Raw genomic sequence first — 22,877 nt, 5'->3', positions numbered from 1 at the left:
GCTCCGACCCTACCTACCTCCAGGCATTGAGGGCAGTCGTGGCGACGGCCATGAGCTCGTCCTGCGTCGCGCCGTCGCGCGCCTGCTGGGACATGCCTTGGATGGTGGCCGCGAAGAAGGTCGCCAGCGCGTCGGCGTCGGTTCCGTCAGGGAGCAGTTCGGCGTTGATGTCCTGCTGGATGCGGTCGCGCAGTACGTCGCGGTTGTGCCGGCGGATGGTCCGCAGGTGCTCGGCGACCTCGTGCGACGCCGGGACGGTGTTCTGGGCGGCGCTGATGATCAGGCAGCCGCGGCCGACGTACTCCGAGGCGGCCTCGCGGAGGATCCGCTCGATCGCACGGCGGGCCGTCGGTTCCTCGGCGAGGGCGCGGGAGGTGAACGCGCCGTGCGTGTCCTGGTAGCGGTGCACGACCTCGTCGAAGAGCTTCCGCTTGTCGCCGAACGCGGCGTACAGGCTCGGGGCGCCGATGCCGAGGGCCGTGGTCAGGTCGGTGACCGAGGTGGCGTCGTAGCCACGGTCCCAGAAGGTCTGCAGCGCCTGCTCGAGGGCTGCCTCCCGGTCGAAGGAGCGCGGCCGGCCGCGGCGTGGTTCGGTCATGGCGGACATTCTATAGCGATCGTTAGAGAATGTGTTACCGTCCTTTCTGTAGTGATCATTAGAGAAAGGATGACGGGATGCGGACGGCGTTGGTGACGGGTGGCAGCCGGGGGATCGGGCGGGCGATCGTGCTCCGGCTGGCGCGGGACGGCGTACGTGTCGGAGTGCACTACGGGCGCTCGGATGCGGAGGCTGCCGCGGCGCTGCGGTCGGTCGAGGCGGCCGGCGGAGAGGGGTTCCTGGTGAAGGCGGAGCTCGGCGAGCCGGTGGACGCGTTGTGGGCGGAGTTCGACCGGCATGCCGACGGGTTGGACATCCTGGTCAACAACGCGGGCATCGGGCGGCACCTGCCGATCGCCGAGGTGACGCCGGAGTGGTTCGACCGGTTGTTCGCGGTGAACGCGAAGGCGCCGTTCTTCCTTGTCCAGCAGGCGATTCCGCGGCTGCGGGACGGCGGGCGGATCATCAACATCGGGTCCGGCGTGACCCGGATCGCGTTCCCGGAGGATACGGCGTACTCGATGACGAAGGGCGCGTTGAACACGCTGACGCTGGCGCTGGCCAAGGAGCTCGGGCCGCGTGGGATCACCGTCAATACCGTTGCCCCAGGCATCATCGACACCGCGATGAACGGGTGGCTGGCGGATCCTGCCGCGGCACGGGCGGCTGCGGCGTACTCGGTCTTCGACCGGGTGGGTGAGCCGGAGGAGGTCGCGGACGTGGTGGCGTTCGTCGCCTCCGACGACGCGCGCTGGGTAACCGGGCAGACGCTGGACGCTACCGGCGGCTCCCAGTTGTGACGCGGCTGTTGACCAAACCCCTTGCAGGGCTCACGATCGGGGCATCACTGGGGGAGTGAGGGGGATGTCGCCATGCGTCCACGGGGGTTCGGGGGTGTGCTGCTCGGGACTGTGCCTTCGCTGGTTGCACAGTGCGAGACGGTTGCCGACGTACAAACCGCGGTCGAGTACGCCGTGGAGCACGAGCTGGGAGATTCCCTGCGGCTGGATCTCCAGCGGATGAACAGCGTCCAGCTCGACCTGGACGCGCGTATCGCGCGAGTCGGCGGCGGCGCGACGTGGCGCGACCTGAACCGCGCGGCGCAACCATTCTGCATGCTGACGCCCGGCGGCCGGGACTCGTCGGGTGGTGTCGCGGACACCGCTCTCGCCGGCCGCTCGGGCTGGCTGGAACGCAAGCTCGGCCTGGCCGCCGACGCACTGATCTCGGTCGAGCTGGTCACCGCGACCGGTGAGTTGCTGATCGCCGACGAGACGAGGAACACCGAACTGTTCTGGGCCCTGCACGGCGGAGGCGGAAACTTCGGCGTGGCGTCGGCGCTGACGTTCCGGCTCACGCCGGTACCGACCACGACTCTGGCGGTTCTGACCTGGCCGGCCGCCGCCGCTCCGACGGTGATCCGTACTTATCGCGACCTGATCGAAGCGGATGCATCGGCTTCCTTGGATGGCGGGGTGCTGCTCGTGACGGGCCCCAGCTACCTTCCGGAGCCTCTTCGCGCCCATCCGGTGGTGATGGCTGTTGCCGTGTATGTCGGCGATCCGGACGAGACTCGTCGCGCCTTCGCCCCGATGTTCGCGCTCTCCCCGGAAGCCACGCTGGTTCGCGAGACACCGCCCGCCGACGTGGCGACCGCTGTCGGGGTGGGCGGCTGGAAAGCGTGTTCGGAACGGTACTTTCCGGCGTTTCCGGATCCGGAGGTGCTGGCGTTGTGCGACGGCGCCCGGGAGCTGGCGGCGGGGACCTGGTTGGCGTTGTGGCCGCGCGGCCGGGTCGGGGACTGGCCGTTGCCGCATCGGGAGGCGACCTGGGTGGTCGAGGCGTACGGGGCCGGCCTGGACGACCCGTGCGTACCGGCGGGACAGGCGCGGCTGGTGGCGGAGTACGGCGCGGCGAACTACGAGCGGCTGGCCCGGGTGAAGTGTCAGTACGATCCCGAAAACGTGTTCCGGGTCAGCCGGAATGTTGAACCTGCGTGGCGGTGTTCGTAGCGCGCGACCACTGCACGGCCACGATCACGGCGTACGCGATCCCGCCGAGGGGAACCGCCCAGAAACGGAAGAACGGGAGCTGCCCCGACAGCGCGGTCGCCGCGAACACCACGCCGTACGTCGCCACGCCCGCGACCGTCCCGCGGCGGCGCGACTCCAGCGCCGTACTCGGCAACGGACCCATGTGCCGATCGAGGATCGTGCCGAACGCGCTCAGCCCGGCGAGCGCGGTGACGATGTTCAGGAACCCACCGGGCAAACCGCCGAAAACGATGGCGAGCGCGTTCAGAAACGTGAGGAACGCGAACGCGACAGCCAGATCGAGCGCGCCGAACACCAGGTGCGACCGCCGCCGGCGTTTGAGGTCGACGTCCTCGGCGGTCCGCGTCGGTCCGGGCTCGCCGATGAGCCGCCGTACGAACAGAACCAGCCCGATCACGAGGCTGATCAGCAGCAGGACGCCGACCACGGACAGGACCACCGATTCGGTCCTCGACATGTACTGATGGTCCTCGCCGCCCGACACACAGCTCGCCGACGGCGGGAACCAGCTGGTCCGCGGTACCGCGTCAACCACACCGAGCTTGCGCGCGCAGGCCTCGCCCGGGTCGTACCAGTTCGGCTGGGACAACGTGACAACCGCCGTCCACACCAGCCCGCCGATCAGCCCCAGCCCCAGCAGTGATCCCGCCCGCCGCCGCACCCGCTCCACGCCCCTACCCTCTCACCCGTGGACTCCCACCTAACCCAACTCCGCCGCCTGCGGCTGGGCAGCTGCAGGCGAGCGGCGCGGGGCCGTGGTCAGCTGACGTCGATCAGGACCTTGCCGACGACGGACTGTTCGACTGCGGTGTGGGCTGCGGCGGCTTCTGTGAGGGCGTAGTGGTGCAGGGGGATTCCGGCTTCGGGGCCTACTCGGATGGCGGTGGTGGTGACGGCGGCTGTGAGGTCGGTGAGGGCTCGGGGGCGCCAGGAGTCGGGGGCTGTGTAGAGGAGGACGAACTGCCAGCGGGCGTTCGGGATCATCGAGGCCCGGACCGGGAGTTCCATCGTTTCGCCGCCGTCGGTTGCGTAGACGGCTACCGAGCCGTGCCTCGCGATCACCGCCGCGTCGATGGCTGCGTTCGCCGCGGGTGACACCTCGACGATCGTGTCGACGCCGTGCGGGGCGATCGCTCGTACCTCGGCGGCCACGTCCTGCTGCCGGTAGTTGATGACGTGGTCCGCACCGGCGAGGCCGGCGAGGTTGCCCTTCTCCGGGCTGCTCACGGTGGTGATCACCGTGGCGTCCGACCACCGCGCAAGCTGGATCGCCGCGTTGCCGACCGCGCCGGCGCCGCCTGCCACCAGTACGGTCCGTCCAGCGAGCTTGCCCGGGCCGAGGTGGTCCGGCCCGTCCTCCGTCACGGTCAGGCACCGATGAGCGGTCAGGAACGGTACGCCGAGCGAAGCCCCGAGGTCGTACGACGCCGAGTCCGGCAACTCCACCACGTGCCGCACGGGCACGACTGCGTACTCCTGCGCCGTACCGCCCGACGGTCGCTGGTACGCCGCCTCCCAGATCCACACGGGCTTCCCGGCCAGCGCCGCGTCGACCCCTTCGCCGACCGCGTCGACGTCGCCGGAGCCGTCCTGGTTCGGCACCTGGGCGGGCTGTACCGGCGTACCGGCAGCAGCGCCCCGGCGCGACTTCCAGTCGGTAGGGTTGACGCCCGACCGGCGGATCCGGACCCGTACCTCCCCGGGCCCCGGCTCGGGCATCGGCCTGTCCACCAGGGTCAGGACATCGGGCTCACCGGTCACGGAGTACTCGACGGCACGCACGTCCCCGACGCTACCTCAAGGTCTTGGTAAACATCAGCGTCGCGGAATCGTCGTTCCGGATCATTTCCATCGGCGCCACCTGCCGGCCGTCGTAGATCAGCCCGCGCCCGTCCGGCAGGTACCCGCGGCGGACGTACATCCGCTGGGCCTGCCCGTAGTCCGGATACAGCCCGACCCCGATCCCCACCACGGCGGACCGCTCCGCGACCAAGGCCTCGGCCGCGTCCATCAACGCCGACCCGATGCCACGCCGCCGCAACTTGGGCAGCACGTTGAAGTCCTGGATCTCCGGAATCCCGGAGAACGGTTCGTACGGCGATTCCCACCGCACCGTGACGTATCCGGCGTACACCCCGTGCAGCGTCGCGACCAGCACGTCCCGAGTCCCGGCGGCCTGCTCCTCGAGATACCGCCGGTACTGGCTTTCCGGCTTCGGCCAGCCCAGGTCCTCGAACGCGGCCGCGATCACCGGCGGATCGTCGTCCCGCAGCGGCCGGATCTCCAACCCGTCGATCATGCTCGCCAGCCTGCTGGAGGCCGTTCGGCCACGCAACCGGTTTACCTCCGTGGAGGGCGCCATGGTCGGCGCCCTCCACGGCCCTGATCAGGGTGTCGGGTCCGCGTAGGCGCCACCGAGGATGTCGGTGTTGCCGAAGGTCCCCGGGCAACCGCTCATGTCCGGTGCGGTCGCAGGCCCGGCGTACAGCGCCGCCCGATAGGCGTTCACCGCGCCGCAGACCGTCGCGGCGTGGGCGTCGTTCCAGACCGCGACCGCCGAGTCGTTCGTCGCCGCGGCGTACACGTAGTCGCCGAGGAACTCGTCGGTCAGCGCGTTCGCGCTGCTACCGCGGGGATCGCCGCCAAGGCTGCGTTCGAGCGGCAAGAAGGCCCCCGGTACGCCGCCCGCGACGCTCGCGTGCAGTACCTCGCCGACGAGACCGCGCGGATCGGTCGTGTTGTCCCGGTACGTATTCGTGAACGAGTTGTGTACGACGTACAGATCGGTGCCGTCCGGGGACACCGCCGGTGCGGTGTACACCGGCCGATCTCCGGCCGTGAGCTTGAGCGGGGTCGCCATGGCCCAGGACGTCCCGCCGTTCCGCGACCAGGTGAGCAGCAGTTGCTCCTTGTTCAGGCCCATCCGGCCGTCGGACCAGGTCATGAAGATCTCGTTGGTCGCGCCAACACCAGTTGGGCGGCCGTTCGCGATGTCGACACTCGGAGCGCCGGCCAGGTCGACGCGGGCGCCGCCGATCCCGTCCATCACCGGACGGCCCTGGACCGGGTCGATCACGCCGGGCTCGACCACAGACGCGACCGCGGTCGGACCAGTGAAGTGAGCGCCGCCGTCGGTGGACTTGTACATCAGCTGCAGGCTCTGGCCATTGCGCACGCCCACGCCGAACACGTAGACGTTGCCCGTGCTGTCCGTACGTACGGTGCAACCGTCGGGCTGCTGGTTGATGCCGTTGGCGGTAGCGGGTCCGACCTGGCTCGTGGTCCACGTACGGCCGCCGTCAGCCGACCGCCCGACAGTGAGCGGAACCGGGAACGCCTGGCCGTGGCTGTTGCTACGGAAGCTGGCCCAGCACACGTACACGTGGCCGAAGAAGCGGCTGCTCGATGCGTTGTCGGCGTACACCTGCTCCTTGTCGGAGAAGGTCGTCGACGACTGCCTCGAGATGATGACCGGTGCGGTCCAGGCGGTCGCGTCGTCGTTCGCTGCGGCGCGCACGTTGTCGCTGGTCGACACCGCGATCGCCTCGAAACCCCGGAACGTCTCGAGTTGCCGTACGGCGGAGAGGTTCGCCGTCAGGTTGGCGTAGTACAAGCGGGAACCGTTCGACCACGAGAACTTGCCGTCCGGGCCGGGGCGCGGTCCGAACGCGACCGCCGGGTCACCGTCCGACACCAGACCCGCCTCGTAGTAGCGCGGCAGGGTCCCGATCTTGCCCACCTTCGGGGTGCAGACCGCGGGGCCGAGGCAGTCACGGGCGGTCAAGCCGGTGTACGTCGGTTGCTGCCAGTCGTGACCGCCGTTGAACGAGAAGTACACGCCGGACACGCCGATGCCCGGGGTGAACGGGCACGTGTTCCGGGCGCCGGCGGCACACGATTCCATGTCGATCTCGTCGTTCGCGCCGGCGACGACGACCGCCGGATCGTGCGCGTCGATCGCTACCGCGGGCTCGTTCTGCTTGTTCTGCGAGAACGGCGACGGCGGGCTTCCGATGGTGACTTCGGTGGCCGGTGCCGCATAGGCCGCGACCGCGGCGCCACAGAGGGCGGCTGCGAAGGCAGCGACGGAAGCGATGACAAGGCGTGGTCTGCCCATGATCCCTCCCCAGGACATCCGCCGGATCGGGACCGTCTCCCGATCCGAGTGGGCGTTTCGACCTTGCACCCACACCCTGGACCGCACAACACCTCGTCACACGCGGTGACTGCCTGCGAAGATCCGCGTACGAGCCGTCATCGACCTTCGACGGAGGATGGCGGAGTGGTACGGCGTCCCGGAGTACGCCGTACCGCGCCGCGAATCAGGACGTCAGGACTGGAAGAACTCCAGCAGATCGGGGTTGAGCACGTCGGCGTGGGTCGTCGGCAGGCCGTGCGGGAGGTCCTTGTAGGTCTTGAGGATCCCGTTCTTCAGCAACGCGGCCGACTTCGGCCCCGAGTCGGCGTACGGGACGATCTGGTCGTCCTCGCTGTGCACGACCAGCACCGGGATCGTGATCTGCTGCAGGTCCGCGGTGAAGTCGGTCTGGGAGAACGCGACGATGCCGTCGTAGTGCGCCTTCGCGCCGCCCATCATGCCCTGGCGCCACCAGTTCTCGATGGTCGCCTCGGAGGACTCGACGCCGGGGCGGTTGAACCCGTAGAACGGGCCGGCCGCGAGGTCCCGGTAGAAGCCGGAACGGTTCGTCGCCACCTGCTCCTGGAAGCCGTCGAAGACCTCCTTCGGTATGCCCTCGGGGTTCGCGTCGGTCTTCACCATGATCGGCGGTACGGCGCACAGCAGCGCGGCCTTGGCGGCCCGCTCCTCGCCGTGGCGGGCGAGGTAGTGCACGACCTCGCCGCCGCCGGTCGAGTGGCCGACGTGGATGGCGTCGCGCAGGTCGAGATGGTCGACGACCGCCTTCAGGTCGTCGGCGTAGTGGTCCATGTCGTGACCGTCGCTCGTCTGCGTCGACCGCCCGTGCCCACGGCGGTCGTGCGCGACGACGCGGTAGCCCTTCGACAGGAAGTACAGCAGCTGGGTGTCCCAGTCGTCGGCCGACAACGGCCAGCCGTGACTGAAGACGATCGGCTGACCCGATCCCCAGTCCTTGTAGAAGATCTCCGTACCGTCGCCGGTCGTGATCGTACCCACGATGAACCCCCTCAAGTCCGGATGCGGCGGTGCTCGCCGCCCGTTGCCACGCTAGATCGGCGTCGCCCGGCTGACGATATCTCGGACACCGCAACCCACCCAGCGCTAACGAGATTTCGTAGAGGTCAGTACCTGGCCGCTACTGCCGTTTAGAGTCTGGGCATGACGACAAACGAGCAGACCGTCTCCGGTGAGCGGGCGGACCTCCTGGACCTTCTCGCCACCCGGCGGGGCTTCCTGCGGCACACCGCGCAGGGGCTGACCGACGAGCAGGCGAGCACTCGCAGTACGAAGAGCGAACTGACGGTCGGCGGGCTGATCAAGCACGTCATGACCGTCGAGCAGCACTGGGCCGACTTCGCCCAGGGCAAGGGGGAGACGGCGGCCGCCGAGTTCACGCCGGAGGTGATCGCGGCCTGGCAGGACCAGTTCCGCCTCGTCGAGGGCGAGACGCTGGCCGACGTACTCGCGCAGTACGAGAAGGTCGCCGAGGCCACCGCGGAACTGGTCCGCACCCTCGACCTCGACGCCAAGTACGAACTCCAGGCCGCCCCGTGGCAGCCGCCGGGTGTCTTCTGGACGGTCCGGATGGCGTTCCTGCACATCGCCTCGGAGACCGCCCAACACGCCGGCCACGCCGACATCATCCGCGAGTCCATCGACGGCCAGAAAACAATGGGCTGACGTTCGATCGCAACATTCGGTCAGCTCACCGCATCGAGGTTGGTAAGGGGAGAACCAAACCTCGGTGAGCTGACCGCCCCCACGGGACTCCGCGAGCCGCCGATGGTCCGGTGTGCCGCCATGCGGCGTGCCAGTCCGCTCAGGAGGCCGTCGTCGGTGTCCGGGGACGGTGGGGGAGAGGTACAACTTCATGCGATTCAATCGAACGGCCGCATTGGTCGTGGGAATCGCTGTTCTGTCGCTGGGGGTTGGGACAGCACACGCGGGGACGGCCGACAATCCAGCCAATCCAGGCAATCCCGGCATCCGGATCGTGCCGGGGCCGGAGGAGCCGGGGGGCGCGGAGTTCGTGCCGGGTGCGAGCAACGTCGTACCGGCGACCGCGCCGCCGGCGACGGACATCGGTACGACCCAGAACCAGGCGCTCGTGGCACCGTACTGCGCGTGTCCCGGGTTCAGCGGGCTCGAGGCAACGAACCCGCTGGCGAACCTGTACGCCGACAAGTTCGCGTGGGGACCGTACGCGCCGTACAAGGTCGGGAACGGCGGCGGCAACATCAACTGGTCGCTGAACCCGTACAAGAACCCCAGCTGGTACATGTGGTTCCACTCGTTGCGCTGGCTCGGCCAGGGGATCGTTGCCGCCGGCAAGGGTGATCTGACCGCGCTGACCCGGGTGAACACGATTGCGTACGACTGGTACCGCGACAACCCGTACTCGTGGAAGGCGAACCTCGGCGCGTGGGAGTCGACCATGCACCGCACCAACGTCCTGATCTGCCTACGCCAGGCGATCCTGACCGGGTTGCAGGTCACCACCTTGCCGACGCGTTATGCGTGGCTGGATGCGGCGCTGCTCAGTCATGCGCGGTTCCTCACGAACTACTGGAGCGGCGCGTCGAACCACGGCACCGACGAAAGCATCGCCCTGTTCGGCGTGGGTTGCACGCTCGGCCGGACCGACTACAAGAACCTCGCCCAGCAACGCCTAGCGGCCGGGGTCACCACGTCGATCGACGCGCAGGGGTCGACCAACGAACAGTCGACCGGATACGCGGCCTTCAACTACTCGCTCTGGGGCCGCGCGATCGCGGTGCTGCAGAACTGCGGCGTCAATCCCGGTACGACGATCTCGACCCGGCGCGCGCTACTCGCCAAATGGTTGACCCTGGCAACGAACTCGCTCGGCAAGCTCCACCAGCTCGGGGACACCGAAGTACAGTCGACGTATCCGTGGACCGGGACGCCGCTGGAGTACGCCGGTTCGCTCGGCACGTCCGGTACGGTGCCGCCGTGGCGGGTCGGGGTCTACTCGGCCGGGTACGTGTTCGGGCGGACGGGGTGGGGGACGGATCCGGCGCGCGGGTTCGCGGGCGAGTCGACGTACAGCATCAGGTACGGTCCGGCCCGCGCGTTCCACGGGCACCTCGACCACATGAGCATCACGTACACGGCGCGTGGGCGGGACATCATCGTCGACGGCGGGTACGCGGCGTACACCGCCGGGGCGTACCGGACCTGGGCCGTCAGCCCGAGCGCGCACAGCGTACTGACGACGCCGCTGTCGGCGCCGCTGAATCCGGTGACGCGGCTGACTGCATATGCCGTTCGCGCCGACTCGGAGGCCTACACCTTCGCCGACGCGCCCGGGAGCGGGATCAGCCGGGTTCGCTCGGTGCTGGTGCTGAAGGACCCGGATCTGCTCGTCGTGTGGGACCGTGCGTCGGCGAAGACCGCGCAGGCCTTCCAAACGCTGTGGCACCTCCCGCCGGATCAGCGCGCGACCGTCTACTCACGGACGACCGCGACGGCGATGGCGCCGGGCGACTCGACCCGGACGATCCTGTTCCAGGTGCCGTTCAAGCAGGCGCTCCCGGCCGGCGCGATCCTGGTCAAGCAGGCCCGGACCAACCCGATCCAGGGCTGGTACTACCCGACCACGTACCGCCGCCAGTCAGCTCCTACCTTGATGCTGGCGCGCTCGGGCAGGACCGCGTCGATCCTCTCGTTCGTCGTCCCCGTCCGCTCGACCGGCACGGTCACGTACTCCGTACGCCAGTCCGGTACGACGTTCATCGTCAACCTGAATGTGGGCGGCCTGCGTGCCGCGATCGCCATCTCCGGCGGAGGCTCGCTCTACCGCGCCGGCTGACGCGAGGCCCTGAGTTGGGCGAAGGCTGTCGGAGGCCCGTCGTTCAAGCGGGCCCCGACGGCCGCGGCGCACTCGGCCGGCGACAGCTCCTCCGAGTCCACTTCCACGTCGTACGTACCGTGGTCGTGGACGAGGGGAAACTGCAGCGCGGCCGGCCCGATGGCCCGATTGCCGCGGGCCCGGTCGGGGTTTCTGGGGTCAGCTCATGCGTTGCGGCAATCGACACCGCCCCATCATCGCCTTCGGTTACGCCTGGCGCCTCCGCGGGACCTGGAAGCGGTGCACCTCTTGTGGCCAGCCGCACGCGATCGCGATCTTTCCGGCCCAGTGCCGCGCCGCCTCCTCGTCGGCCACATCCAGTACGGCGAAGCCGCCGATGTGCTCCTTCGTTTCGACGTACGGCCCGTCGCTGAACAACGGCGTACCGCTGGAAGCATCCACATGGAACACCGGCGCATCCGGATCCAGCCCACCGGTGAAGATCAACACCCCGGCCGCCCGCATCTCCTCCAGCAACGGCCGGAGCGCCGTCGACTTGGCCGCCAGCTCCTCGTCCGTATGCTCCGGCACCCACTCGTCGTTGAACGCAACGAGGTACTCAGTCATGACTCCTCCTAACCAGGCACGACCACACCAGCCGCCCCTCTACCTCCACCACGAACAACGCAAGCCCGATCCGACAACTCCCCCAGATCTTCTTTTCGCGAACGCTACCGCGCGTGTCGCGCTTCGGGCGGGAAAAGAGCAGGCGGTGGGGCGTGGAAGCTGCCAGGATGCCCGCATGGTTGAGCGCGCGCTGAGCTTTGGGGCGGTGGCGGAGGCGTACGAACGGTTCCGGCCCGCATATCCGGTGGAACTCCTCGAGCTGGTGATGGCGTACGCCGATCAGCCGATTCGGACCGCCCTCGAGATCGGCGCCGGGACAGGTAAGGCGACGCGGTTGTTCGCGCAGGGAGGGATCGCGGTCACGGCGACCGAGCCTGACGCGGCCATGCTCGCCGAGCTGCGCAAACACCTGCCGGCAAACGTCACCACCGTGCAGGCCGCGTTCGAGGACCTGCCGCTGGATTCGTCGTACGAGCTGGTGTATTCGGCTGCCGCGCTCCATTGGACGAACCCCGAAGGCCGCTGGGACCGCATGGCCGCACTCGTCCGGCCGGGCGGCGTGTTCACCTCGTTCGGTGTACCGATCCAGCTGGCCGACCCGGCCCTCACGGAGGCCGTACGCGCGGCCCGCGCGCCGTACCTCGAGGACGACGGCGTCCCGTCGCCCGACGGCACCCTCGCGGATCGCCCGATGCGGTGGCCCGGCACGGAGCTCCAGCAGTCCGAATGGTTCACCGATGTCCGGCAGGCGGTGATCGAACGACGCCTGCCGATCAGCGCCCAGGACTACATCGGACAACTCTCGACGGTCTCGGCGTACGTGATGCTCGATGCGGGAGACCGGGACGAGGTCTTCCGCCGGGTCCTCCAGGTCCTCCCCGAAACCGTCGAACTCGACGCCCAGATCCACGTCCATCTCGCCCGCCGCCTCCGGTAGCCGTTCGGGTCTTGTGGAGTACTGCTAGCGGCCGTAGGTGGTGAGGAAGCGGTCGCGGAAGGTATCCATCGGCCAGACCGGGGCGTCGGCGTCGGGTCGCAGCCCGGTCTGCCAGCCCCAGGCTGCTGTTCGGTTCGTGACGGCTGGGTCGGCGGCGATGATGCTCACCGGTACGTTGTGGCTTGCCCCGTTGCCCGAGACGATGCTCGCGGGCTGGTGGTCGCCGAGGACGACGAGTACCAGGTTGCGGTCGTGGAGCTGTTGGACGAACGAGGTCAGTGCGTCGAGCGAGTAGGCGATGGACTGTGCGTACGCGGCCCTGACCCGCTCGGGCTGCCGCCAGACGTCTTCCGGGGAGTCGCCCTCCGCCGGCATCCGGTCGAAGATCGAGCCGTCGCCCACCTGGCTCCAGTCGACCAGCCGGGGGAGCGGCGCCCAGGGCGTGTGGCTGGAAACCAGGTCGACCTCGGCCATCACGGGAGCGCGGTTCGGCTTGTCCAGCTCCAGCCGCTGGAAGGCGGCCAGGGTGTACTGGTCAGGCATCGAGGCATAGCTGAACGACGGCCCGGCGTACCCCACGTTCCGGCGGTCGTACACCATGTCGTAGTGGTAGTACGTCTTCGCCACCGACCAGTCCTCGTCGTTGGACGGTACGTCGGCGACCGTCCGCCAGCCGGCCCGGCCGAACGCGTCGGTGAGTGTGACCCGGTCGAGGGTGACGAGGTGGTCGTACCGCTGCTGGCTGTTCACCCACAGCCCGGACTGCAGCGTGGAATGCGCCAGCCAGCTGATGCCGCCGAACGTGGGCGAGGTGAGGTAGCCGCTGCGCGAGGAGAAGCCGGCCTGCTGCAGCCGCCGGTCCCCGGCCTCGAGCGCCGACCCGACCACGGGGGAGTCGAGCGCCGTGCGTCCGTAGCTCTCGACGAAGACCAGGAGTACGTCCTTGCCTCTTAGGCTGGTCAGCAGCTCGTTGCCCGGGGTGTCGCGGAAGGGATCCTGCTCGAGCGCCTGCGCGAACTCCTGCCGGTCGCGGAGGTCGGCACGGACCTGCGTGGCGAGCCGAGCTGCTGCGGTGGAGGCGACCGGCCGTACGGGCTCCGCCCCGGCATCGACGAGGCCGAGTACGAGCGAGATCGCGGCCAGGACGGCGACGATCCGGATCGTCGGCCGCCGGTGGCCCGCCACGAGCCGGGCCACCCGTACTGCCGACAGCGGCAGCAGTACGAGCAGCAGGGCCACGCAGAGCAGACCGGCTCCGATGAAGACGGCGAGCGCGCCGACTCGGCCGATCGAGTCGCCGAGCAGGCTCAGCGCGGAGCCGGCGTACGCCGCGTCGTACACGGGGTGGAAGGCGCGGTCGAAGGCGAAGTAGAACCCGCGGTCGAGCAACCGCAGGATCATCAGCAACCCGACGAGGAAACCGCCGATCGGTGCGAGGATCCGCGCGAGTCCCGCCGGCAGGATGCAGACGAGTACGACGAACACCAGGCCCTCGAGCGGGATCCGGAGGAAAGCGAGCGGCGAGAGGTCGCCGGTGTGGTCCGGCACGAGGAGCGCGGCCCAGACCAGGAGCACCGCCAGCGCCGACATCACGGTGGTGCGCGTGGCGCGCGGGCTTCCGGCCTGGCGCCAAAGCCCCCAGATGCTGTTGCCGAACGACTCGGTCAATAAGGCCAGCGCGATCAGCACCACCACCGTGGTCACGGCATCGGGCAGGACTCCGGCTGCCGCAGCGGTCAGCGTGATGCCCTGGATCGCGGCGACCACCTTGGCCCAGTAGCGAGGCGGGAGCGAACCGCGCAGCCACGGCCACACCCAGCCGGCGGCCACGAACGCGTAGCGAGCCGCACCGATGGCAAGTACCCACCAGCCCGTCGTACGGGCCACGTACACGCTCAGGATCAGGATCAGGAACGCGTCGACCTCCATGTCGAACCGTGCTCCGAACGCCGATGCAGTGCCGGTCCGCCGAGCGACCTGACCGTCCACCCCGTCGAGGATCAGCGCGATCGTCGAGAGCACCACGAGGATCGCCACCGGCGCCGGGTCGCCGAACGAGTCCGCGGTGAGCGCCGCGACCCCGCAGGCGAGGACGGCGCGAGTCAGTGTCACTCTGTCCGCAGGCCCCAGCCGGTCACGACGATGCCCAGCCATCGCGCGGGCGAGCAGCGTGGCAAGGCCGGCTCCGGAGACGACACCGGTCACCCAGCCGGCGACGTCGAGGCCGGCGACCCCTGCGAGTACGCCGAGGAGCACGAGCAGAGCAGCAAAGCCGATGAGCGGGCCGGCCAGGACGCGGCTGCGCATATGTCCTCGAACCAGACGCACAGTGCCTCCGTATCTCCGGGTACGACGGTCATACGAGAACAGCGTCGCACCGGTTCATCCGAACGAACCCGCGGCAGGCGATGGCCGTGTTGTCCGGTACGAGACCCCGTCTGCGAGATTGGAACCGTCATCAACCGAAGCATCTGGACCTGGGCGCGCGTCGCAGCCGGCGCCGCGATCCTCGCCGTCCTCGTATGGCGGGTAGGCACCGGCCCGTTGGTCGACGGGCTCCGACTGACGAGTGGTTGGTCGCTCGCCGCTGCTCTCGCCATTACGTCGCTGACCACGTTGTGTTGTGCTTGGCGATGGAGGCTCGTCGCAGGCGGGCTCGGGGTCGAGCTGCCGCTGCGGACCGCGGTCGCTGCGTATTACCGGTCTCAGTTCCTCAATGCCACGTTGCCTGGCGGGGTGGCGGGCGACCTACACCGCGCAGTACGTCACGGGCGCGAACTCGGCGACCTGGGCCGGAGCCTGCGGGCGGTCGCGTGGGAGCGGACGTCCGGATTTGCGGTACAGACGGTGCTGACGGCCGGCGTGCTGTTCCTGGTGTCCTGGCCGGCCGGCACCTTTGTTCCATCGACGGCCGTGACGGTCGTGGCCGTCGCCGTTCTGGTGCTGATCGCCGTACTCCTCTGGCTGAATCGACGTCGCCTCACGTCGCGGATCATCAGCGACCTCCGCAACGCGGTCCTCGCGCCGCGGGCCTGGCCGGGCATCCTGCTCGCTTCCACGGTGGGCGTCCTCGGCCACGTCGCCGTCTTCCTGATCGCGGTGCGGGCGACCGGGGCCGACGTGTCGACGGCCCGGCTGCTGCCTGTAGCACTGGTCGTGCTGACTGCCTCGGCGGTGCCGACCAACATCGCGGGCTGGGGCCCGCGCGAGGGCGCGGCCGCCTGGGCGTTCAGTTCCGTCGGGCTGGGCGCTGCGCTGGGCCTCACCGTAGCGGTGGTGTACGGCGTACTCGCGCTCGTCGCAACGCTGCCCGGAGCCGTCGTCCTGGTAGTCGCGCGTCGGTCAGCCAGGCTTGACTACTCGTCGCCTGAGTCCACAACCGAGTCGAAGTACGGCCATCCGTCGACCTCGGTGTCCTGCTCGGGTAGGGAGGAACCCATAGCCGCGTCCAGGAGCCGGCGAACAGTTCCTGGCTCGAAGAGGTTGAGATAGCTGCGATCCGACAGGCGCATCAAGGCCCCGGCATCGAAGTACGTGCTCGAGACGACCCGATCCGGGCCGGGCCGGAACACGAAGACCAACCGGCGCCGCGTGCCCTCGGGAAACAAGGAGAGCGTCAAGCAGCAGTCCTCGTACGTGGGCTTCACCCGCTGTCGGACCGTCCAACGCCAAGTGACGTCACCCACCACCAGCCGGCGCAGGCGGCGGTCGTCGTTCTTCACCCGGACACCGTAAAGCACGACCGCTCGGCGGCCGGGCGTCCGGTACGCACCGAGTACGCCCTGCCCTGAGCGATTGTCGTTGCCAACGCCCTGGTGCAGCATGGTGATCGGAGCGGGGAGAGCTCCGATTCGATCTGCGTTTGACTTGGAGGGGGAACAGGATGTCTGAACCGGATGTGGGTGTCCCGGAAGGGCCGCCGGAGGTGGAACTCGTGGAGACCGGGAACTACCCGGACGCCGAGGACGGTCCGCTGGACGATGTGCCGCAGACCCAGGAGCCGCAGTTCGACGACGACCTCGTCGATGGCGGGACGCTGGAGGCCGAGTCATGAGCGGCACGGCGCGCGACCTGCTGACCTGGGCGGCACGCCAGGTCGGAACGCTGGAGGAGCCGGCCGAGTCGAACAACAATCCGTACGCTGCCATCGCCCATCACGCGAACGGTCAGCCGTGGTGTGCGACCTTCGTCGTAGCGGGCTGGAAGGCGAACGCCGTCCCGTTGGTGGGGCATACGGACACCGCGTTCACGCCGTCGATGCACGACGCCTTCAAAGCAGCCGGCCGGCTGTTCGACATCCCGCGTGCGGGCGACGTCGGGTTCAAGTTCTACGCCGATCTCGGTCGGATCGGGCACGTCTTCTTCGTCGAGAAGGTCGTCGGCGACTTCGTGAAGACGATCGAGGGGAACACCAACACCGACGGTAGCCGGACGGGCTTGGGTGTGTTCCGGCAGAGCCGCCGGTGGCGCAACGGCACCACGAGCCTGCGCGGCTTCGGCCGGCCTCTGTATGCCGCGGCCGCGGCCGTTCCGACGGTGAAGCTCTCGAACCTGAAGCAATCCGCGATCCTCAATGCCCCAGGCCCGCCGGGCAGTACTTCGCACCCCGCGGACGTTCGCATCGTCGAGGCCGCGCTGGTCGCCGAGGGACTGCTGTCGGCGAAGTTCGCCGGCGACGGCTCGTTCGGCACCGAGACGATCAGCGCCTACAAGCGTTGGCAGCGCAGCCTGGGATTCAGCGGGGGCGACGCCGACGGTCACCCAGGGATGGAGTCCCTGACCAAGCTGGGACGCCGGCACGGATTCGCCGTCGTCGCCTGAGGACCAGTCGTCCCACCATGCAGTGAGCGCCCGACCGCTCGGCGGCCGGGCGCTCATCTGCGTCTACAGCTTGTCCGCGGGGAACTTGGCCCCGGTGTTGCTGTGGCAGCGGTAGCCGTTCGGGTTCTTGTGGAGGTACTGCTGGTGGTAGCCCTCGGCGTAGTAGAAGGTGGTGGCGGGGGCGATTTCGGTGGTGATGTCGCCGTAGCCGAGGGGCTTGATGACGGGGGCGTACAGGTCGCGGGTGCGCTCGGCCTCGGCGCGCTGGGCGTCGGTGGTGTAGTAGATGGCCGAGCGGTACTGCGAACCGAGGTCATTCCCCTGGCGCATGCCCTGTGTCGGGTCGTGGGTCTCCCAGAAGACCTTCAGCAGATCCGTGAAGGTGGTCTTGGTGGGGTCGTACACGACACGGACGGCCTCGGTCTGGCCGGTGCGGCCGGTGCAGACCTCTTCGTACGTCGGGTTCGGGGTGTAACCGCCCGCATAGCCGACGGCCGTGGTGTACACGCCGGGCTGCTGCCAGAAGATCTCCTCGGTACCCCAGAAGCAGCCGGTGCCGAACCAGACCTCCTCGAAGCCCTCGGGCGCGGCGGCGGTCTGCGGCGTGTGCAGGACGATGTTCTCGTCCGGTACGGCGAAGCCGGGGGTGGGCCGGCCGGGCAGCGCAGCCTGGGGCTCGACCATGGCGGTTTTGCGGGTGAACATCGACATTCTCACGCCTCTCGCAGTGTGACTCTCATAGTCTCCCAACGCCCCCGCCAGGGCGAACCTTCCCCGCGCCGCTTACGGCACGATGACGTGAAAAGCGGACGCGCAGCACTCACCAACCGCCACGAAAGGCCGCCTGGCGGCGCCAGCTGAGCGTGAACCGGACCGCCCGGGCGAGCTTGGTGAGTGGTGGCGGTCCGCCAGGCCATCACAATCGCCTCAGCGACGGCGCCCCCGGCGGGAGATCGAGCGGGGCGCCCGATTGTGATGGCCTGGGCGTCCGCGCCTCACGCGATCATGACCCCGGTCCGTCGCGGAGGAGCGCCGGTGGTGAGGGAGTCGTACGACGCCGCCAGCCGCCGTACGCCGTCGCGCAAGGCGTCTTCCTCGAGTGTGAAGGGGAGGCGGATGAAGGACTCGAGGCCGCCGTCGGGGGAGAAGCGGGACCCGGCGACGAGCAGGGCGCCGTTGCGTTGGGCGACGCCGACGAGGCTGGAACCGACCGGTTCGGGCAGCTCGCACCACAACGACAACCCACCCGACGGCAGCCGGAACCGCCACGACGGGAGCTCCGCCGTGACCGCGGCCGCCAACGCGTCCCGCCGGCGCGCGAGCGAGGCACGCCGCTCCGGCAGCAGCGTCGACCGCCGCCGCAACAGATCCGCGACCACCAGCTGCTCCAGCACCGGCGCTCCGAGGTCCATCGACGCCCGCGCGTCCAGTACCCGGGCCACCAGCGCCTCCGGTACCCGCATCCACCCGATCCGCAGCCCGCCCCAGAACGACTTGCTCACCGACCCGACCGTGATCACCCCGTCCGGGTCGTACGACGCGAACGGCGGCGGCAGCTCCTGCCCGTCCAGCGACAGCTCGAACAGCGTCTCGTCCACGATCGCCGTCGTCCGCGACCGCGCGAACGCCCGCGCCAGCCGCTGCCGGTCCGCCGCCGGCATCAGGAAACCGGTCGGGTTCTGGAAGTCCACCACCAGCCAGGCGGCCCGCGGCGCCGTCTGCCGAATGGTTGCCTCCAGCAACGGCAGGTCCCAGCCGCCGGGTGACATCGGTACCGCGACCACCCGGCAGCCGCTGCGCCGGATCGCGTCCACCGAGTTCGGGTGCGTCGGGCTCTCGGTCAGTACCCGGTCGCCGATCTGGGTGATCGCCCGGACCGCGATCGACGTCGCCGCGAGCGCCCCGGCGGTGACGACGATCTGGTCCGCCGTCGTCGGCAACCCGCGTTCGCAGTACGCCGCCGCGATCTCGGCGCGCAGTACCGGCAACCCCTGCGGGTGGTACCCCGGCGTCACCAGATGGCGCGGCAACTCGTCGGCCGCAGCCGCCACCGCCGTACCGATCCCTGGTACGGCGGACGGCGCCGCGCAGGTGAAGTCGTACAACCCGTCGGTGTCGATGCCTGGCGCGTGGTGCCGCCCGAGCTCGGGCTCGACCTTGGACGGCAGTGCGGTCACGCTCCCGGACCCCCGCCGGCTGGTCAGGTACCCGCTGTCGCGCAGCTCGCGGTAGGCCGAGGCCACCGTCGTACGGCTGACGCCCAGCGCGTCGGTCAGTTCCCGCTCGCTGGGCAGCCGGGAGCCGGGCATGATCCGCCCGTCCGCGATCAGCAGCCGGAGCCGCTCGGCCAGGATCCGGTACGCCGGACCGGTCCCGTCGGCCCACTCGCCGAGCAGGCCGGTCAACGTACTGGCGGGGAGATAGCGCGCTTGCATGCAGTCCACTATCCCGCAATTGGCTATCGAATACCAGGCCACTTGCTCCGGACACTGGAGTACGTGACCGCCACCTCCGATGCCCCGCCGCGCCAGCTCGCCCCGATCAACCCGATCCAGCAGCTGAAAGCAGGCCACCTGCCGCGCCGCCTGGTCCAGCTGTACGTGGGCCTGACCCTGTACGGCGCCTCGATGGGCCTGATGATCCAGGGCAACCTCGGCCTGGATCCGTGGGACGTGTTCCACTCGGGCATCACGAAGCACGTCCCGGTGAGCTTCGGGACCGTGGTGATCGCGGTCAGCTTCGTCGTACTGCTCGCGTGGATCCCGCTGCGTCAGTGGCCCGGGCTCGGCACGATCAGCAACGCGATCGTCATCGGCCTGGTCACCGACCTCACGCTGGCGACGGTCGACCGTCCGCACGCGCTGTGGCTGCGGATCGTGTTCATGCTGTCCGGTGTCGTACTGAACGCCCTGGCCGGCGCGCTCTACATCGGCGCGCAGTTCGGCCCCGGTCCGCGCGACGGCCTGATGACGGGGCTGGTACGCCGTACCGGCCTCAGCGTCCGCCTGGTCCGTACGTCCCTCGAGCTGACCGTCCTCGCCACCGGCTTCCTGATGGGCGGTTCGATCGGCGTCGGCACGGTCGTGTACGCCCTCTCGATCGGCCCCCTCGTCCACATCCTGCTACCGATCTTCACCGTCCGCCTGAAACACAAGTAGCCGCCCGGCCGGCCGCAGTTCGTGCTCGTCCTCCGGTGAACCTGCATCGGCGGGCTGCCGCGGTCCAGAACGATGAACGCCGCCGGAGATTGTCCGACGGCGTTCATCAACTACTGCGTTGCCCGGTGCGCTGCGATTCCTTGGTTGATGCGAGCGCCGCAGCTGGGCAGCTGCGGCGCTCGTCAGGTCGTGCGGTTGGTGATCAGCGTTCGGTCGTCGTCCGCGTTGTGGTGCCCTTCGCAGCCTGGCCAGGGCGCTCACGCGTCGCGTTGTCGTTGGTGCCGGGATTGGCCGCGTTTTGGACGTGATCGGACGAGACCTTGCCCAGCGGCTTGTCGCCGCCGAACGCTTTTGCGTGAGCGAACTTGGCGGCAAAGTCCGCGTCGGACTTCCCGGGCACCGGCCCTTCCTGACGAGCCCCAGCAAGCGCGTCAGGGTCGTTCAGCTGCTCCCCCGCAGCCTGCTGTTGCCCCGCAGCCTGCTGCTGCCCGGCGACCTGCTGCTGCCCCGCGACCTGGGGCTGTCCGTTGACCTGGGGTTGCGGCTGTCCCGCGGTTTGGTCGACGCCGGGTTGTTGGGTGGCGGCGACGGGTACGGCGGGTGTGACAACTGGTTCCGCGGTGCCGGTCTCAGGTTGGGTCGTCGCGACGTCGGCGGGGTTGAACTCGTGACTGCCGCCCTGTGCCGCAGCTGTCCATACTTCGGCCCTCGATGGCTGAGGCTGCTGCTCGCCCTCGCCGACAACCGCAGGTCCGCCGGTCTCAGCCCCGCCAACCGTCTGCCGCTCCCCCTCGCCGGCAACCCGCTCGCCTGTCTCGGCCTCGCCGACGGCTTGCTGGTCGCCTTGGCCGACAGCGGGCTGGCCGGCGGTTTGTTGGCCGGATTCGCCGACCGCGGGCTGGCTGGCGGCTGGCTGGTTGCCTTCGCCAACGACGGGCTGGGCGTTTTCGGCTTCGCCGCGGGCGGGTTGGTTGTCGCCTGGCTGTTGTGCGGGGGCCTGGTTCTCGGGGGCGACCGGGTTGTTGAGCTGAGCGTTGTCGTTGTTCACCGCCGGCGCTTGCTGGCGGTTCTGGTCGAGTTGGGCGGGCTGCTGGTTCTGCTGGCCGGTCGCCTGCTGGACCTGCGCCGCCTGCGACTGCAGCGTCTGCTGCATCGGCCCCTGCAGCTGGACGACCTGCTCCCGCAGCGAGCTCTCTCGGGCCGTGAGCTCGGTGATCTGCTGTTGCAGGGCGCTGATCTGCTGTTGCAGTGCCTCGACCTGCTGTTGCAGTGCCTCGACCTGCGAGTTCGCCTGCTGCGGACCCTGCCCGGTGACGTTCTGAGGCTGGATCGTCTGCGACTGCCCCTGCGGCTCCTGCACCCGCCCGGCACCCTGCTGCTGACCCGGCCCCTGCTGCTGACCAGGTTGCTGCCACATACCCGGCCGGCGGAACACCGACGCGACGCGCCCGGACGCCAGCGCCGCGAGCTGCAGGCTGTCGAAGTTCGAGCGCCCGATCGCGGCCGCCACGGCCGGGTCGACCCGCTTCGCGTCCCGTGCCGCCTGCGTGAACGCCTGCTTGAGCGCCTTCGTCCCGGCCCGCTGGTTCCGGTTCCAGCGCGACAGCGGGTTGGCCCGGGTGATGAAGTTGTTCCGCGGCGCCGGCCCGGCCTGGGCGATCCTGGCCTGGACCTCCTGGACCATTGCCTGCGCGTGCTGGTCGTAGCGAGCCGGCTGAAACTCAGAGTTGACGGCGGCGTTCGCCAGCACCTGCAGATCGGCGGCGTTGAGACCGGCCCGCCCGATCCGCTCGCGGATCGCGGGATCCATGCGCTGTACGTTCGCCGCAGCGAGCGCGTATCCCGCCTTCAGCCGCTTCTGGCCAACACCGGCGGCCTTCCGGGTGGCCTTGGCCTCGGCTCGCACCGCTCGGCGCTCCGCGCTCGCTTCGCGGCGTGCCTCACGCTCGGCGCGGCGCTGGGCCCGACGGCTCAACGGCTGTGGTGTCGTGTCGCTCATCGGTCTCCTAGTCGATGTAGACCGCGTAGTTGACCCCGACCGCCGTCGTCAGCGGGTCCTTGGTGGGCTTGGTGCTGTACAGGTGGAACTCGGCGCCGTCGCGCAACCAGACCGCGAGATGACGCCGTCCGGCGCCGGCGCCGACCTCCCAGCCGTCCACGAAGTCGGGGAGGCTGTCGTCACCGACGTAGTCGGGCTCGCCCCAGTGCCGGGTCGCGAGCGCCAGGTGGTCGGGCCAGTGCGCGTCGAGGCCGGCCTCGGCGGCGGCGATGTCGTCCGGGCCGATGTCGTACGCCGACCAGCCGCTGTCCGGGCAGTCCGGAAAGGCGAGCCCGTCGAAGACGATCATCGTCGTACCCCGCGGGGTGGTGAAGCCCCAGGAGACCATTTCCGCGTCGATGATCTCGCCGGGCTGCAGCGGCCAGGGCTGCCAGTTGGTCCGGCCCATCACCCGGTACACCAGCGCGCGCACGACCTCCGGACCGGACTCGTCGCCGTCCGGGCCGGCGAGCGCGGTCCAGTCCGGAATCTCGGCGAGGTCCGCCATCGCCAGGTCGTCCTGGTCGAGCGGCCTGTCCTGCGTCTTCATCCGGCCTGGTCGTCCTTCCTGCCCGGTTACTGGCGGAAATCGTCTCTGCGCAAACTTAGGTGCTGACCTGGGTCATTTGCCAGCTGATCCGACGCGGTTGTGGACAACTCGGTTCCGCTGGGTA

At 69.4% G+C, this 22,877-nt stretch carries 21 protein-coding genes and 1 pseudogene; 9 read left to right on the top strand and 13 right to left on the bottom strand.

Features of this window, described 5'->3' with window-relative positions; translation table 11 throughout:
- Positions 1 to 13 precede the first annotated feature (13 nt).
- Positions 14 to 598 carry a TetR/AcrR family transcriptional regulator gene (locus ACZ5BU_RS03075; RefSeq protein ID WP_465695082.1) on the bottom strand — a complete coding sequence of 195 codons (585 nt, stop codon included), beginning with the start codon at positions 596 to 598 and terminating at the stop codon, positions 14 to 16.
- Positions 599 to 675: 77 nt separating this feature from the next.
- Here ACZ5BU_RS03075 and ACZ5BU_RS03070 point away from each other — a divergent pair, with 77 nt between their 5' ends.
- Positions 676 to 1,398: an SDR family oxidoreductase gene (locus tag ACZ5BU_RS03070; protein ID WP_465695081.1), complete on the top strand. Its 723-nt coding sequence runs from the start codon at positions 676 to 678 to the stop codon at positions 1,396 to 1,398.
- A gap of 72 nt (positions 1,399 to 1,470) precedes the next feature.
- Positions 1,471 to 2,610 (top strand): FAD-binding oxidoreductase, encoded by a 1,140-nt coding sequence (locus ACZ5BU_RS03065; RefSeq protein WP_465695080.1) that lies wholly within the window; start codon positions 1,471 to 1,473, stop codon positions 2,608 to 2,610.
- Here the strand turns inward: ACZ5BU_RS03065 and ACZ5BU_RS03060 are convergent.
- The 5 genes from ACZ5BU_RS03060 to ACZ5BU_RS03040 form a co-directional block, all read right to left on the bottom strand.
- A complete protein-coding gene (locus ACZ5BU_RS03060) occupies positions 2,573 to 3,322 on the bottom strand; it encodes a hypothetical protein (RefSeq protein WP_465695078.1) in 750 nt (249 codons plus the stop codon). The genes ACZ5BU_RS03065 and ACZ5BU_RS03060 overlap by 38 nt on opposite strands.
- A gap of 89 nt (positions 3,323 to 3,411) precedes the next feature.
- Entirely contained in the window at positions 3,412 to 4,434 is a 1,023-nt protein-coding gene (locus ACZ5BU_RS03055) for an NADPH:quinone reductase (protein WP_465695077.1), read from the bottom strand.
- Positions 4,435 to 4,444: 10 nt separating this feature from the next.
- Positions 4,445 to 4,951, bottom strand: a complete 507-nt coding sequence (locus tag ACZ5BU_RS03050) for a GNAT family N-acetyltransferase (protein ID WP_465695076.1) — start codon at positions 4,949 to 4,951, stop codon at positions 4,445 to 4,447.
- An 87-nt stretch (positions 4,952 to 5,038) separates the two neighbouring features.
- Positions 5,039 to 6,769: a sialidase family protein gene (locus ACZ5BU_RS03045; protein WP_465695074.1), complete on the bottom strand. Its 1,731-nt coding sequence runs from the start codon at positions 6,767 to 6,769 to the stop codon at positions 5,039 to 5,041.
- A gap of 213 nt (positions 6,770 to 6,982) precedes the next feature.
- Positions 6,983 to 7,807: an alpha/beta fold hydrolase gene (locus ACZ5BU_RS03040; protein WP_465695073.1), complete on the bottom strand. Its 825-nt coding sequence runs from the start codon at positions 7,805 to 7,807 to the stop codon at positions 6,983 to 6,985.
- A gap of 162 nt (positions 7,808 to 7,969) precedes the next feature.
- Between ACZ5BU_RS03040 and ACZ5BU_RS03035 the strand changes: the two genes are divergently transcribed.
- Both ACZ5BU_RS03035 and ACZ5BU_RS03030 read left to right on the top strand, forming a co-directional pair.
- The gene (locus ACZ5BU_RS03035; RefSeq protein ID WP_465695072.1) at positions 7,970 to 8,491 is read left to right on the top strand and encodes a DinB family protein; all 522 of its coding nucleotides are present in this window, start codon (positions 7,970 to 7,972) and stop codon (positions 8,489 to 8,491) included.
- A 190-nt stretch (positions 8,492 to 8,681) separates the two neighbouring features.
- A complete protein-coding gene (locus tag ACZ5BU_RS03030) occupies positions 8,682 to 10,643 on the top strand; it encodes a heparinase II/III domain-containing protein (protein WP_465695070.1) in 1,962 nt (653 codons plus the stop codon).
- Here the strand turns inward: ACZ5BU_RS03030 and ACZ5BU_RS03025 are convergent.
- Together ACZ5BU_RS03025 and ACZ5BU_RS03020 are read right to left on the bottom strand one after the other, a co-directional pair.
- Positions 10,628 to 10,816 (bottom strand): annotated as a pseudogene (locus ACZ5BU_RS03025) (phosphotransferase-like protein); the annotation flags it as partial. The gene ACZ5BU_RS03030 and the pseudogene ACZ5BU_RS03025 sit on opposite strands and share 16 nt — an antisense overlap.
- 73 nt (positions 10,817 to 10,889) lie before the next feature.
- A complete protein-coding gene (locus ACZ5BU_RS03020) occupies positions 10,890 to 11,249 on the bottom strand; it encodes a YciI family protein (protein WP_465695069.1) in 360 nt (119 codons plus the stop codon).
- A gap of 175 nt (positions 11,250 to 11,424) precedes the next feature.
- On the opposite strand from ACZ5BU_RS03020, the gene ACZ5BU_RS03015 reads away from it, so the two are divergent.
- Complete coding sequence (locus tag ACZ5BU_RS03015) at positions 11,425 to 12,186, top strand: class I SAM-dependent methyltransferase (protein WP_465695068.1); 762 nt, start codon at positions 11,425 to 11,427, stop codon at positions 12,184 to 12,186.
- A 24-nt stretch (positions 12,187 to 12,210) separates the two neighbouring features.
- On the opposite strand, the gene ACZ5BU_RS03010 is transcribed toward ACZ5BU_RS03015, so the two are convergent.
- On the bottom strand, positions 12,211 to 14,493 hold the full coding sequence (locus ACZ5BU_RS03010; RefSeq protein ID WP_465695067.1) for a CDP-alcohol phosphatidyltransferase family protein: 2,283 nt from the start codon (positions 14,491 to 14,493) through the stop codon (positions 12,211 to 12,213).
- Here ACZ5BU_RS03010 and ACZ5BU_RS03005 point away from each other — a divergent pair, their 5' ends adjacent.
- From ACZ5BU_RS03005 to ACZ5BU_RS02995, 3 genes are all read left to right on the top strand, one after another.
- Positions 14,494 to 15,678 (top strand): lysylphosphatidylglycerol synthase transmembrane domain-containing protein, encoded by a 1,185-nt coding sequence (locus ACZ5BU_RS03005; RefSeq protein WP_465695065.1) that lies wholly within the window; start codon positions 14,494 to 14,496, stop codon positions 15,676 to 15,678.
- A gap of 391 nt (positions 15,679 to 16,069) precedes the next feature.
- Positions 16,070 to 16,240, top strand: coding sequence for a hypothetical protein (locus ACZ5BU_RS03000; RefSeq protein WP_465695064.1), 171 nt, complete (start codon positions 16,070 to 16,072; stop codon positions 16,238 to 16,240).
- A complete protein-coding gene (locus tag ACZ5BU_RS02995; RefSeq protein WP_465695063.1) occupies positions 16,237 to 17,007 on the top strand; it encodes a hypothetical protein in 771 nt (256 codons plus the stop codon). Before ACZ5BU_RS03000 ends, ACZ5BU_RS02995 begins: the two co-directional genes overlap by 4 nt.
- A gap of 63 nt (positions 17,008 to 17,070) precedes the next feature.
- Here ACZ5BU_RS02995 and msrA read toward each other — a convergent pair whose 3' ends face one another.
- Positions 17,071 to 17,718 carry a peptide-methionine (S)-S-oxide reductase MsrA gene (gene msrA / locus ACZ5BU_RS02990; RefSeq protein ID WP_465695061.1) on the bottom strand — a complete coding sequence of 216 codons (648 nt, stop codon included), beginning with the start codon at positions 17,716 to 17,718 and terminating at the stop codon, positions 17,071 to 17,073.
- 284 nt (positions 17,719 to 18,002) lie between these two features.
- Positions 18,003 to 19,442, bottom strand: coding sequence for a MocR-like transcription factor YczR (gene yczR / locus ACZ5BU_RS02985; protein ID WP_465695060.1), 1,440 nt, complete (start codon positions 19,440 to 19,442; stop codon positions 18,003 to 18,005).
- Between the two features lie 63 nt (positions 19,443 to 19,505).
- Here yczR and yczE point away from each other — a divergent pair, with 63 nt between their 5' ends.
- Entirely contained in the window at positions 19,506 to 20,165 is a 660-nt protein-coding gene (gene yczE, locus ACZ5BU_RS02980; protein WP_465695058.1) for a membrane protein YczE, read from the top strand.
- Between the two features lie 202 nt (positions 20,166 to 20,367).
- Here yczE and ACZ5BU_RS02975 read toward each other — a convergent pair whose 3' ends face one another.
- Complete coding sequence (locus ACZ5BU_RS02975) at positions 20,368 to 22,164, bottom strand: hypothetical protein (RefSeq protein ID WP_465695057.1); 1,797 nt, start codon at positions 22,162 to 22,164, stop codon at positions 20,368 to 20,370.
- A 7-nt stretch (positions 22,165 to 22,171) separates the two neighbouring features.
- Positions 22,172 to 22,753 carry a hypothetical protein gene (locus ACZ5BU_RS02970; RefSeq protein ID WP_465695056.1) on the bottom strand — a complete coding sequence of 194 codons (582 nt, stop codon included), beginning with the start codon at positions 22,751 to 22,753 and terminating at the stop codon, positions 22,172 to 22,174.
- Between the last annotated feature and the right edge of the window lie 124 nt (positions 22,754 to 22,877).

The sequence above is a fragment of the Kribbella sp. NPDC031520 genome (genome assembly GCF_055580825.1).
This window is presented reverse-complemented; position numbering and strand designations above follow the sequence as displayed.